At 54.8% G+C, this 13,082-nt stretch carries 8 protein-coding genes and 2 pseudogenes; 5 read left to right on the top strand and 5 right to left on the bottom strand.

From position 1 onward, the window contains the following. Window positions 1-6: 6 nt before the first annotated feature. The 4 genes from AC07VO_RS01610 (at window position 7) to AC07VO_RS01595 (ending at window position 5,895) form a co-directional block, all read left to right on the top strand. Window positions 7-2,232, top strand: coding sequence for a beta-glucosidase family protein (locus AC07VO_RS01610; protein ID WP_192350500.1), 2,226 nt, complete (start codon window positions 7-9; stop codon window positions 2,230-2,232). Between the two features lie 144 nt (window positions 2,233-2,376). Further along, the gene (locus AC07VO_RS01605; RefSeq protein WP_026286399.1) at window positions 2,377-3,384 is read left to right on the top strand and encodes a carbon-nitrogen hydrolase family protein; all 1,008 of its coding nucleotides are present in this window, start codon (window positions 2,377-2,379) and stop codon (window positions 3,382-3,384) included. A gap of 29 nt (window positions 3,385-3,413) precedes the next feature. Further along, window positions 3,414-4,661 (top strand): MFS transporter, encoded by a 1,248-nt coding sequence (locus AC07VO_RS01600; protein WP_225609188.1) that lies wholly within the window; start codon window positions 3,414-3,416, stop codon window positions 4,659-4,661. Between the two features lie 103 nt (window positions 4,662-4,764). Further along, entirely contained in the window at window positions 4,765-5,895 is a 1,131-nt protein-coding gene (locus AC07VO_RS01595) for an alpha-hydroxy-acid oxidizing protein (RefSeq protein WP_192350498.1), read from the top strand. A gap of 492 nt (window positions 5,896-6,387) precedes the next feature. Here the strand turns inward: AC07VO_RS01595 and AC07VO_RS01590 are convergent, their stop codons facing one another. The 4 genes from AC07VO_RS01590 to AC07VO_RS01575 all read right to left on the bottom strand — a co-directional run bounded on the left by AC07VO_RS01590 (window position 6,388) and on the right by AC07VO_RS01575 (window position 11,438). Further along, a complete protein-coding gene (locus AC07VO_RS01590) occupies window positions 6,388-7,686 on the bottom strand; it encodes an MFS transporter (RefSeq protein WP_192350718.1) in 1,299 nt (432 codons plus the stop codon). A 47-nt stretch (window positions 7,687-7,733) separates the two neighbouring features. Then, window positions 7,734-8,891 (bottom strand): tricarballylate utilization 4Fe-4S protein TcuB, encoded by a 1,158-nt coding sequence (gene tcuB / locus AC07VO_RS01585; RefSeq protein ID WP_192350496.1) that lies wholly within the window; start codon window positions 8,889-8,891, stop codon window positions 7,734-7,736. Continuing rightward, window positions 8,878-10,329: an FAD-dependent tricarballylate dehydrogenase TcuA gene (gene tcuA / locus AC07VO_RS01580; RefSeq protein WP_026286398.1), complete on the bottom strand. Its 1,452-nt coding sequence runs from the start codon at window positions 10,327-10,329 to the stop codon at window positions 8,878-8,880. Before tcuA ends, tcuB begins: the two co-directional genes overlap by 14 nt. Before the next feature lie 173 nt (window positions 10,330-10,502). Continuing rightward, a complete protein-coding gene (locus AC07VO_RS01575) occupies window positions 10,503-11,438 on the bottom strand; it encodes a LysR family transcriptional regulator (protein WP_138867536.1) in 936 nt (311 codons plus the stop codon). A gap of 1,232 nt (window positions 11,439-12,670) precedes the next feature. On the opposite strand from AC07VO_RS01575, the pseudogene AC07VO_RS01570 reads away from it, so the two are divergent. Beyond that, window positions 12,671-12,797: pseudogene (locus AC07VO_RS01570) on the top strand (hypothetical protein); the annotation flags it as partial. Between the two features lie 133 nt (window positions 12,798-12,930). Here AC07VO_RS01570 and AC07VO_RS01565 read toward each other — a convergent pair. Beyond that, window positions 12,931-13,050, bottom strand: a pseudogene (locus AC07VO_RS01565) (hypothetical protein); the annotation flags it as partial. Window positions 13,051-13,082 lie beyond the last annotated feature (32 nt).

Below are 13,082 nucleotides of genomic sequence, written 5' to 3'. Positions count from 1 at the left end.
AACCCAATGAAAAACCGAATTCCTTCAAGCGCCACCATGCTGCTAACACTTATAATGACAAACACCCACGTACTCGCGGCGTCTCAACCTTGGTTAGACTCGGATAAATCATCTGATCATCGTGCAAAGCTTCTTCAGCAAGATCTGACACTTGAAGAGCAAATACGCCGAGTACACGGCGAAATGGCCATGCCTATCCTTGGATTTACAGTGCCAGATGGCGCCATCGGATCCGCTGGGTTTGTGCCTGCCGACACAACGCGGGGCATCCCAGCGCTCCAAATCACCGATGCAAGCCTGGGCGTTGCCAACCCTGCCAATGTCCGGCCAGGAGATGGGGGGACGCCCCTTCCTTCAGGGCTCAGCAGTGCTGCCAGCTGGAATCCAAAGGTCGCCTACGATGGCGGCCAAATGATCGGGCATGAAGCATGGAGTAAAGGATTCAACGTCATGCTAGCAGGTGGCGTAAACTTGGCTCGTGATCCACGCAATGGAAGGAATTTTGAATACTTTGGCGAGGATCCCCTGCTTGCTGGCACGATGGCAGGTGAAAACATCAAGGGCATTCAAAGCCAGCATGTGCTTTCAACGATCAAGCATTTCGCCATGAACGATCAAGAGACCGCGCGAATGGGCATGAGCGCTGTCATCGGTGAACGGTCTTTGAGTGAGAGTGATCTGCTGGCATTTCAAATCGCCATCGAGCGCGGCCAGCCGGGCGCAGTGATGTGTGGTTATAACCGAGTCAATGGCATTCACGCCTGCGACAACGCTGATCTGCTTCAGCGCATCTTAAAGGATCGTTGGGGCTATCGCGGTTTTGTGATGTCCGACTGGGGTTCTGTTCACGGTGTCGAAGCCGCCATGCATGGCGTGGATATTGAGATGGGCACACAGTTGGACAAGTGGTTATTTGGAGATGTTTTCTTCGAGAAGCCACTGTTGGCCAAAGCTGAGCAAGACCAAGTTTATCGCACTCGTTTGGGTGAAATGAGCCAGCGAGTCCTGCGCTCGATGTTTGATGTTGGCCTCTTTGAGCACCCTCCTGTTAAAACACCTATTGATTACGCAGCGAGCAAGGCCGTAGCACAACAAGCTGCCGAAGAGGGGATGGTGTTGTTGCGCAACGAGAAGCATGCGTTGCCTCTCAATGGTGCGACCAAGAAGATCCTTGTAGTGGGTGGCAACGCGGACAAGGGGGTTCTCTCTGCAGCCGGTTCGTCACAGGTTGTAGAGCCAGAGGGTGCTGGCCTGGTAATTCCTACGGGAGGCGAAGGTCAGTTCGCTTCACTGCGCGAGATGGTTTGGCATAGAAGCTCGCCGCTTAAGGCTCTGAAGGAGGAGCTGCCAGATGCAGTCATTACCTTCAACGATGGCCGTAACTCCGGGGAAGCGGCTGCGTTGGCCAAGAACGCTGACGTGGTCATCGTGTTCGCGACGCAGTGGATGATGGAGAGTTACGACACCTATGACCTGGAGTTGCCTAGCGGTCAGAATGGCTTGATTGACGCATTGGCCTCCGCAAACGCTAAAACCATTGTGGTCTTGGAAACTGGTGGCCCTATCAGCATGCCATGGCTCAACAAAACGGCAGCAGTCATGCAGGCGTGGTATCCAGGTGCAGGTGGTGGTAAGGCCATCGCTCGCACGCTGACCGGCAAAGTAAATCCATCGGGCCGCCTCCCGATCACTTTCCCGGCAGACCTCAAACAACTGCCTCGCCCTGTGGTACCCGGCTTTGGTGGCCCCGAAAACGCCAAGATCGATGTGGACTACAACATCGAAGGCGCTGACGTTGGATATAAATGGTTTGCGCGAAAAAACATCAATCCTTTGTTCCCATTCGGCTTCGGGCTTTCCTACACACAGTTTAAATATGATGGGCTGAAGGTCGAAAAAACCTCTCCGCTCACCGTTAGCTTTAACGTGACCAACATCGGCAAGCTGACGGGACAAGATGTTCCTCAGCTCTATCTGACGGGTATGCCTGGTCGAGCTCAGCAACGCTTGCTGGGGTGGAACAAGATCGAGCTCCGTGCCGGGGAATCGCGATCCATAACCCTGCAAGTGGATTCACGCCTGCTCGCCGATTTTGACGTCAAGGCACAGCGCTGGTCTGTAGCGCCAGGAGCGTATGCATTGGGCCTAGGCCATAGCGCTACAGAATTCGTTTCCCAGCGGCATGTAGATCTGCCCAAGCAGGATTTCGCAGATCCCGTCGTGAGCCGCTGAGACATTTTTCTTCATGCCTGGGTGCCCTCCACCCATGGCATGGAGAAGCTAGAGCAAATCTGACAAGACTTTCAGCACATTCCAATTGGGCATTTTCATCAAAGATGCAGCAACGGCTGAGCGCCATCTTTTTTTGAGGTTTCTATGTCTTTTTCAACTTCGTATCGAGTCGCAGTGGTGCAGGCAGCACCCGTCTTCATGGATCGCAGCGCGACGGTTGATAAGTGCATTCAATTGATTGCCGAGGCAGCTGGCAACGGTGCTCGGGTAATCGCGTTTCCGGAAAACTTCATTCCTGGTTACCCATGGTTTTTCTGGCTGGGGTCACCAGCTTGGGCAATGCAGTACATGCTGCAATATCACGAGCAGGCCTTGGTGATTGATAGCCCGGACTATCGTCGATTGGAGCAAGCGGCAGCCGACCATGAAATCTTCGTGTGCCTCGGCTTCACCGAGCGATCCAATGGCAGCTTGTACATGGCGCAGACTTTCATTGACGACCAGGGCCGTACCCTGTCGACCCGACGCAAGCTCAAACCAACCGTGGCAGAGCGCATGGTCTTTGGGGAGGGCGACGGTAGTGATATCCAAGTTCATGAAACCAACATTGGTCGGCTCGGGGGACTGTGCTGCTGGGAGCATATTCAGCCACTGACCAAATTCGCGATGTACAGCAAGCATGAGCAAGTGCACGTCGCCGCATGGCCAGGTTTTTCCCTCTATACGGACGTCACCCCAGCAATTGGTGGTGAGGTTAATAACGCCGTAAGCCGCACATATGCCGTTGAAGGCCAGTGTTTCGTTCTCGCCCCGTGCGGGATGGTTTCCGAGGATGTTGTTGAGTTGCTCTGCCAAACGGATGAAGCACGTAATTTGCTAAAGGTCGGGGGAGGCTTCGCGCGCATCTATGGCCCCGACGGCGCCGATTTGGCCACTCCATTGCCGCCAGACCAGGAAGGGCTGCTGTACGGGGACATCAACCTTGACGCCGTCACGATGGCCAAAGTTGCAGCAGATCCGGTTGGCCACTACTCCCGAAGCGATGTCACAAGACTGCTGTTTAACAGCGAGCCACGCAGGCCCGTTACAGAGGACGCATCAATCGGTTCGGATGACAAGCTCGCTCTTGTTGACGACCTTGAAGCCAATTAATCGATATCCCTTTTTGATGGGTGCATAACATGCAGCATAAATCGCTTGGTGATTCAGCTTACGAGTGGAAAATGGTGTGGCTGCTAGCGGTGCTGTTTGGCATCGTAGGTCTGGATCGGTTGGTGGTGGTGTACTTGTTTCCAATCTTGATACCAGAGCTGGGGTTGAGTAATACCCAAGCCGGTGCAATCGCTTCTGTATTGGCGCTGACATGGGCGCTGTCTACTTATGTTCTTGGTGGCGTGAGTGATCGCCACGGTCGGAAGAAGGTGTTGATCTACTCCGGCATTTTCTTCTCACTCATGACATGGATGACGGGAGCGGTAAAAAGCTTCACTGGAATGCTGGTCGTTCGAGGCCTTCTTGGCGTAGGTGAAGGCGGGGTTTTCAGTGCCAGTGTCGCGACGCTCGCAGAGATATCGACGCCTAAACGGCGAGGGCTCAATATGGGCATTCACCAAGCATTCTTTCCACTGTTGGGCATCGGTTTGGGCCCGATCATTGCGACTCAATTAAGCTTGTACATGCCATGGGAGTGGGTGTTCTTTCTGCTCGGGATTCCTGGGTTGATTTTGACGGTGATGCTCGCGAAGCTCATGCGCGAACCCAGGAAGGTGACCGTCGAGCGCGATGCACACAAAAGCGCTCCTATCACCAGCGTGCTCAAATTCCGCAATATCTGGGTGACTACAGTCATCGGCTCTCTGTTTCAAACGGGCTTGTTCGTATTCTCGACCTTCGTCGCGCTTTACCTCACTCAAGTGGTGGGGCTGTCGTTGAGCACGACGGGATTGATCGTCTCGGGCTGGGGGTTCGGTGGCTTCATAGGAATGATCGCCGTACCCGCCTTGTCGGATCGATGGGGGCGTAAACCTGTGCTGGTGACTTGCGCCACTATTTACGGTCTGCTGATGCTCGCATTTGCTCTGAGCCACGCCGGCCCTTGGGTGATGTTTTCGATCCTGTTTGCCGCCGGTATCTTCGGATTTGGCATCGCACCATTGTTCTTGGCCGTGATTCCTAGCGAGTCCGTCCCATCCAATATGACCGGAGCAGCAGTTGGTGTGCCAACGGGTGTGAGCGAATTAATTGGCGGTGTATTGATGCCTGTGATTGCAGGTGGTTTGGCCGATCTATACGGCTTGGCGCTACCCATGATGGTAGTGGGAGCGGTATCACTTGCAGCGGCTGTCACTGGTTTGTTCCTGATCGAAACCGCACCTGGTGCTGCTACCCATCTAGTCACGTCCTCAGCACTTGCGGTTACTTCTGAATAAGCGTGATCTATTCAGGGCCTGGATAGTATCGATTTGATCAATTAGGCCCCGCTCAATAGAGTGGGGTTTTTACTTTGTATTCTCGTACTGCCGTGAGGACACCATGAGCTTAGCTTTTAGCGTTGAAGGTTTTCGTTCACTGGCGCAACGGCGCCTTCCCAGAATGGTCTTCGACTACCTTGAAGGCGGCGCCGATGATGAGAAATGCTTGCAGCGTAACCGGGACACGTTCGACCATTGGGAGCTCATCCCAAGGCGTTTGGTTGATGTCGCCCAGCGTGATCTGAGCGTCAACGTCTTCGGTACTACTCAGCCACTGCCGCTCATGGTAGCTCCGATGGGGCTTAATGGGGCATTCTGGCCGAAGGGCGATATCGCTCTAGCAAGGGCGGCCAGGAAAGCGGGTATCCCCTTTATATTGTCCACGGCGGCCAATGCGTCCATTGAGGAGGTCGCGGAAAAAGCGGGAGGGGAACTGTGGTTCCAACTCTATGTAGTGCACCCATCACTTGCTGATCAACTCGTAGCTCGTGCACTGGCGGCAGGTTACAGAACGCTAGTGCTGACCACTGATGTTGCGGTGAACGGCAAGCGTGAGCGTGATTTACGTAGTGGTTTTGGCCTGCCTTTCAAGTACACGCCGAAGGTAATGCTCGATGGAATGCTCCATCCGCGCTGGTCTATAAGCTTGCTTACAGGCGGGATGCCGCAGATGGCAAATTTCGCCAATCAGGACGCCAACAACGTAGAGCTTCAAGCTGCGCTGCTGTCGCGGAAAATGGATGCCAGTTTCAACTGGGATTCACTTAAAAGATTGCGAGAACTCTGGCCACATCGGCTGTTAGTCAAAGGAATACTTCACCCTGAAGACGCTGCGCGTTGTATGGCGTTCGGAGCTGACGGCGTAATCCTCTCAAACCATGGCGGGCGTCAACTTGATTCGAGCTGCTCGCCTATGCCTGTTCTTAAGCAAATTGCTAATGCTCATCCGGGCAAGGTGCTTGTTGATAGCGGTTTCAGACGTGGTTCTGACGTTGTTAAAGCTATGGCGCTCGGTGCGGGTGGTGTTCTTCTAGGCAGGCCACTACTCTACGGTCTGGCTGCAGGTGGCGAGGAAGGGGCTAGCCAGGTGCTGAGCATTATCAAAGATGAGATGGATCGCACACTTGCGAACATGGGGTGTGCCTCCATGGCGAGTTTGTCGCCCGACCATGTCACCTCAATCAGGGGGTGATACCAACAGCCGTATCTGCGGCCTCGGCGCTGTGTATGGCTGAACGTTTCAACTCGTGCATCGACGATTTCACGTTTTTTTTCAACCGGAGGGAAGAAGCGGAGGAGGGCGCTTGCGGTAATCATAAAATGCGTCAGTTGGTTTGAGCTGCAGCCATTATTACTTTGAGATGCTGTTCTCCTTGGAGTCAAACAGCTGTCATCCACCATCATCAAGATCCCAAACTGGCCCATTGCCGAAGCCTATCTACTGAAGTGCGGCTACGGCTTTCCGAATACTTGGGTTTTGAAGGATTTGGAATAGGAACGGCGCATTGGCCGCATGGAGTATCTGCTTAAAAAGGCTAGACGAGGTGTCCACTTAAATTGAAGTGCACACCTGTCTTGGCTTAGCAGAGCGGGCTAGATGCCTTTGCCGGACGCATACAATGCAGGCCAGGGCGCGATATTTATTCAGTGCAAAGCCCTGAATTCCGCCGAAACCTCTCTTTGATCAAGCGTTGACTGGCACTGCTTTTTGCCTGCGATACAGGATCGTCGTCGCTGTGAACCCACACAACGCAGCAAACATTAGCCAGTAGGCGGGCGACGCCTTGTCACCTGTTGCCTGCACCAGGATTGTTGATACGGCGGGTGTAAAGCCGCCAAACACAGCCGTTGCTAAACTGAATGCCAGTGAAAATCCTACGACTCGTACGTTCTGAGGCATTACCTCAGTCAATGCAGCAACCATCGCGCCATTGTAAATGCCAAAGAAAAAAGAGAAGTACAGCAGCACGGCGAGCAGTCGTTCGAAGCTTGCCGCCGCGGCCAGCCAATGCATGGCGGGATAGGCGGTGAAGATGCACAGCAAGGTGACCGCCAGCAACAAGGGGCGGCGTCCAATGCGATCAGAGATCGTACCGCCGATGGGCAGCCAGATGAAGTTGCTCAGGCCGACGAAGAGCGTGACCACCAGACTGTCGCTGGTGCTCAGGTTCAGTACAGACCGGCCGAAAGTCGGGGTGTAGACGGTAATGAGATAGAACGTGGTCGTGGTCATCGACGCTAACAGACCACCAGCCAGTACCGTGCGCCAGTTGTCCCGCATCGAGCGAAAGACTTCACTGGCACTTGGGTGATGGCTGCGCGCTTTGAATGCATCGGTTTCCTGTAGCGAGCGGCGAATGATGAAGATGAACGGGATAATCAGGCAACCAATGAAGAATGGGATACGCCAGCCCCAGGCTGCAACGTCGGCGGCCTCCATAGACGCGTTAATCGTATAGCCCAACGCAGCCGCAAGAATGATCGCCACTTGTTGGCTGGCCGACTGCCAACTGGTATAGAAACCCCGGCGTCCGGGCGTGGCGATTTCAGCCAGGTACACGGAAACACCACCCATTTCCGCACCTGCAGAGAATCCCTGCAACAGTCGCCCGAGCAACACCAATATCGGCGCTGCGATGCCTATGCTGGCGTAGCCCGGAACCAAGGCGATCAAGACCGTGCCCGCGGCCATGATCGACAGCGTTACGATCAGCCCCTTTCGCCGGCCCACCTTGTCGATGTATGCGCCCAGCACGATAGCGCCCAGCGGCCGCATCAGAAATCCCGAGCCGAATACGGCGAAGGTCATCATTAACGAGGCGAACTCGCTGGTGGTAGGAAAGAACGTCTGGGAGATGTAGGTCGCGTAAAACCCGAACAGAAAGAAGTCGAACTGTTCGAGAAAATTGCCGCTAGTGACCCGCAGGATGGCGCCCAGTTTGGCCCCCTTGGATCGGGTGTCTTGAGTTGTTGTTTTCATCATGGCTACCGTGGTGATCAATATTGTTTTTGGAATGAATGGATCGCCGATCAGTCGCTACCTGCGTTGATCGGGTTGGGTTGGCGTTTTTCGATGGAGTACTTGAGCAGCGCGGCGCTGCGGAAGATGCCATGGGCGAATTTGCTGTAGGGCATGGTCAGGAAAAACGCCATGACCAGGCCGAGATGGATTGCCAGCAACAGGCCCAAGGCTGCGGTTTCACGGAACGCCAGGAGTGCCAGGCCGCTGGCGCTGACCAGGAACAGCAGTGCGATAAAGCCGCGATCCATGGGTTTCTGGTTTTCGTCGCCGTGTTCGGGGTTGCGACGCAGGTTCAACCACAACAGACCCGCAGGGCCGACCAGCAACCCGAGCCCACCGCTGATGCCCAGCATCACCGGCAAGCTCAAGACGGGGTAGGGCGCCGACCAGTCCAGAAGGAAATGGTAGAGCGTGGCGACCCCAGTGGCGGCGAAGCACAGCATGAAGCCGTAGAAGGTGAAGTGGTGGAAGCGCCGCCGCCACAAGGTGAATCGATCATCAGCGTTATTGCAGCCCTCGCCATGGCCACCGTCCAGAAATTTGAGCCGGGCGACGTTGGCCGTGGCTTCCAGTGCAGCAGCGGTTTTTTCCTGCGCGGGCGCGTCGGTCGGTGAAACATTGCGCCAGAAGCGCCGCGCGCCAAGGGTTAACGCGAGTACCGCGAATCCGAAAACTGCACCGAACATTACGGCCAGGGTGTTGTGCGGAAAGATCCCGTAGAAATTTCCCCCGGGCATCGCCGTGAACAGGTTGCCCATCACCATCAACGTGAGACACAGGAACAGTGCCAGCCCGACACCGGCGGACAGTGCCAGAGTCAGTCCGTTGCGTCGGTATAGTGTGCCCATCGCCTGTGGCCAGGCGTACTCGGTATAAGTGTCGAGGCGGACTTTGGCCATGGCCTTGGGCACATTGATTACGAATTCGTGAGGGGCAGCGTACTGACAGGCATGCAGGCATGCGCCGCAGTTATGGCAAAGGTTCGCCAGGTAATGGATATCCGCCTGAGAAAACTCCAGACGCCTTGTCATGGCCGGGAATACAGCGCAGAAGCCCTCGCAGTAACGGCAGGCATTGCAAACGGTCATTTGTCGCTGAACTTCGCTTTCATCAAGGTTGAGTACGGGAATCAAATTACCCGGTGCCTTGGGATCAAACAGCTGCATGTTGGGGCTCCGTGGAGGAAGGGGTCAGGAAGCCGGCCGCAGCCGCGGCTTGCACACCGGCGATGCGACCGAATGCGGTACCAATGGCCATGCCGATGCCGGCGGTATAGCCCTTGCCCAATACGTTGCCCGCCATCATTTCTCCTGCGACAAACAGGTTGGGGCTAGCCTTGCCGTTGAAGTGAACGGCGGCGGTATCGTCGGTAGCGAGGCCTAGATAGGTGAAGGTCACGCCAGGTTTAAGTGGGTAGGCACAGAATGGGGGCTTTACCAATGGGCGGGCCCAATGGGTTTTGGCGGGTGTCAAACCTTCGGTGTGGCAATTGTCCAGCGCGGTGTGGTCGAACGTGCCGACGCAGCAGGCTGCGTTATATTCCTCGATGGTTTTGACAAATTGCGTCACGGGAAGCTTCAACTGGCGGGCCAGGTCTTGCAGAGAGTTGGCTTTAGTGCCCGGAAACACCGGAGGCATGAAACGGCCGAGGGCTTGTTGGTCGATGATCGAGTAGGCCTGTTGACCGGGTTGACCCGCCACCAGGCGGCCCCAGATCGCATAGCGCTTGGGCCAGAAATCCTCGCCTTCGTCATAGAAGCGTTCGCCGTCGCGATTGACCACCACGCCCAGCGATACGCAATCGATACGGGTACAGATACCACCGTCATACAGGGGCGCACGGGCGTCGATGGCCACCATGTGCGCTTGGGTTGGGTCACCGATAAAATCGGCGCCCAAGCTCTGCATGCGCCGAAGCAGTACACCAGTATTGAAGCGCGTCCCGCGAATCAGAAAATTGTCTGACGGCCATTCTCCGCGATCGTTTTGGCCCCAAGCCTCACGGAGCCACTCGCGGTTCGACTCGAAACCGCCAGCCGCCAGAACGCACGTCTTGGCCTGGATCCGCTCGGCGGGCAAACGCTGACCATTGACCTCACGCTCACCGATGTGGGCTGCGACGAATGCTCCGTCCTTCAACTCGATGTCGGTGACTTGAGCGTTGTAGCGGATCTTCACACCCAGCCGCTCGGCGCTGCGGAAGTACGCGTTAACCAACGCTTTGCCGCCGCCCATGAAAAACGCATTGGTGCGCGCAACATGTAGGGCACCAGACAACGACGGCTGAAAATGCACACCATGGGAGCGCATCCAGTCACGGCAGTTCGACGAGGCGCGGATGACAATACGTGCAAGCTTTTCGTTAGTAATCCCACCGGTGACTTTCAGCAGATCCTGCCAATATTCTTCTTCGGGATAGGCATCGACCAACACATCTTGCGGTTCGTCGTGCATACATCGCAGGTTTCGTGTGTGTTGCGAGTTGCCACCACGCCAGATTTTCGGTGCGCCCTCCAGCAGCATCACGCTAGCACCAGCCTCTCGCGCCATCAACGCTGCACACAAGGCGGCATTGCCGCCGCCAATTACTAATACGTCGATCATCATCACTCCTCAATCGCAAGGAGGCATGAACGAAGTGCTCCTCGCGAGTGGGGGGAAGGTAGAGCTGTCAGCTTATTGTCGAAAGGCGCGAAATGAATGGGGGTGTTTAGTTTTCATAAAGGCTTTGGCGCGGACACCTCAGTATTGGAAACCGGGAAGAGGGTGCGCCGGGATCATGACGCGACGTCCTCAATCCACGATGCTCCCGGCCATTGTTGATCAACGACCAACTGTCGAGCGACATCGGTGATGACCAGTCGCGCCGCCAGAGCAGCGGGAGACAGCTCATCATCAGGCAGTGTCGCCAGCAGGTTTCGTCGACCTACGTGAGCATCGGAAATTTCCACCACTGAAAGTCCCGACTCACCTTTGAGCGCTGCTGCCGCACCGGGCTGGATGGTGGCAGCATGACCTGCGCGTACGGCGTTCATCAATACGGCAAGCCCATCCACTTCCATGATGATGTTGGGAGCCAATCCCGAACGTTCAAACGCAACCATCAGCGTAGAACGCAAACCGTGTTGCGCACTCGGCATTACCAGTGGAAGTTGCCCCAGATCCGCCAGTTGCACGCTGGTTCCTTGTGGTGCGTGGGGCAGGTGCGGTGAGCTGATGACAAATAGTTTTTCGTCGAGCAGCGGTGTCACGCTCCAGCGCTTACCACCTTCGAGTTGAAACAGAATGGCCAGGTCGATCTGGCGAGCATTGAGTTGCGTGGCCAAATGCCCGGATAGCATTTCGACCAGGTGCAATTGAATATCCGGGTAACGCTCTCGCATCGCGTTGATCAATGGCAGGGCAAGAACAGTGGAAGTCGTGGGCGCCATTCCGACGGTGACGTACCCACTCATTCGCCCACGGTGAGCGGCCATGATCGCATTTTCGGCTTGCCGCAAACACAGCTGGGCATGGTGCAGGAACGCCATACCGGAGCTGGTAGGTGTGACGCCAGTAGTGGTGCGATTAAGGAGGCGGGTTGACAGCTCACTTTCAAGTTTCGCGATCTGTTGGCTAAGGGCTGATACGCCGACGTCCAGTTCAAGAGCTGCGCGTCCCAAGCTGCCGTGTTCGAGGATTTTTACGAAATATCGCAGTTGTCTCAATTCCAAGCGTTGCTGCTCCACGTCAAATTGTTGTTGGAATGCCTATCGATTACCGCGGCGAGCACCAAACCGCAAGACAATATAGGAGAGGGCCTGAAAATTTTGAGATTCGTTGTTGTTCCTACAATCCAAACAGAAACAGGATCAATGCGTAACGGAGCGCGCTTCTACTGCCAGACTGTACCGCAAGGTTTCAACATCTATGGTAGGGAAGAGAAACTACGTCTGAAGACTACCTATGAGTCTCGAGAAGGCACCGAGACTGAATGTCGACGACTTAACTTTGATCGCCTTCAAATCATACTTTCTGAGCGCGAATCCATAATTGCGCTGTAGGTATGAGCAGTCCTGCAAATCATCCGGCGCTTGGCGTTCCGAAATGAGTGGATCAAAGGATCTGGAGTTGCGTATCTGTCAGGCTGCGGTAACGAGCGTGGTCGGGACGAACATTGATGATATGGCTTTCAAAGCGTCGTTCAATCTCGAATGAGTATGGGCAACGGCGCTGCGTGACCATCTTGTACGAGCAGCGGTACACGCTGACCTGAAGAGAAACGGCACTGAATCAGTTTCATCGGCAGCCACCTCATGAATGACTCACCATGAACACGAAGGGCATAGCCCGTTGAGAGCGTGGACGGCAGAAGCGTTTTTGTCGAATCAGTGGTTTAGGCGGTTCATGAACATCTATGACATGACACATCATTTAACATAATATACATTACACGTAACATTATGTTTCAAGATTAGTCCAGCGGACGCAGGTTTTCGAGGATCCCTTTCATTCGATGCTCTTGCTTGTGGTGGAAAATGCAGGACGATCTCTGATGAATCAACCTATGTGCGTGCGGTGTGTCGATTTTACTGTCGATGGAAAACTACACGCTATCGGGAAGCTGCAAGGTGAAGCGGCTACCGCCATTCGGATTGGGCTCATGTCGAATGCCCCATCCAAGGTGATCTACAACACGTTCGATGGTGGATAGGTCCAAGCCCGAGCCACCCGTGAAATCATCAGCGCCCCTAAAGCCGATTTGGGATTTGACAGGCATTCCTCGCATTTCTGATTGAGCTGTTCCCTTCAACGCCACCTTGGGATGAACTAATCAACAAAGTCGTGGGCGCGAGGCAGGAAAAAGGCATTTTGACGGTTTCTGAATGATCTGGCCCAGAGTATGTAAAAACGCCGTCGCGAACACTTGCTATGGTTTTTGAGGGTTTCGTCGCAGGGATCGCCTATGAAGCGCTTTATCCAATGTGAACATCGAGGCCAAGACACCTTTACTTCCCGAGAGCCTTGATGACTATGCCCACGATGCCAATCCGGTTCGCGTAGTCGACATCTTGGTCTACGATCTCGACCTCCACCGTTATCGTTCCTGCCCCCTCTTCACTCTACTAATACCGGGACAGACCACATGCGTAGGCTCTGAGGTATTGTCCCTCCTGAGTTGACAGTAAAACCGTTTCCACCCCCTTTTCCTTTTTTCATAGATCATTAATCTGAACAATTTCGAAAGCGCATACAACAAAGGGCCCTTGAAGGGCCCTTCGTTTCTACAACTTCGCCTGTGTGAGGTTTTTTGTAGACCTTCACCTGGCGGGGCTTATGCGTGCCGACACTTTAGGGTTAGAGCCGAGTAAAACACC

It is taken from the genome of Pseudomonas sp. GW821-FHT03E01 (genome assembly GCF_059420765.1).
This window is presented reverse-complemented; position numbering and strand designations above follow the sequence as displayed.

What these genes read in the sequence shown, in the direction of transcription:
- AC07VO_RS01610 (WP_192350500.1), top strand. Translation starts at nt 7, where the DNA reads ATGAAAAACCGAATTCCTTCAAGCGCCACCATGCTGCTAACACTTATA.
- AC07VO_RS01600 (WP_225609188.1), top strand. Translation starts at nt 3,414, where the DNA reads ATGCAGCATAAATCGCTTGGTGATTCAGCTTACGAGTGGAAAATGGTG.
- AC07VO_RS01590 (WP_192350718.1), bottom strand. Translation starts at nt 7,686, where the DNA reads ATGATGAAAACAACAACTCAAGACACCCGATCCAAGGGGGCCAAACTG.
- tcuA (WP_026286398.1), bottom strand. Translation starts at nt 10,329, where the DNA reads ATGATCGACGTATTAGTAATTGGCGGCGGCAATGCCGCCTTGTGTGCA.
- AC07VO_RS01595 (WP_192350498.1), top strand. Translation starts at nt 4,765, where the DNA reads ATGAGCTTAGCTTTTAGCGTTGAAGGTTTTCGTTCACTGGCGCAACGG.
- tcuB (WP_192350496.1), bottom strand. Translation starts at nt 8,891, where the DNA reads ATGCAGCTGTTTGATCCCAAGGCACCGGGTAATTTGATTCCCGTACTC.
- AC07VO_RS01605 (WP_026286399.1), top strand. Translation starts at nt 2,377, where the DNA reads ATGTCTTTTTCAACTTCGTATCGAGTCGCAGTGGTGCAGGCAGCACCC.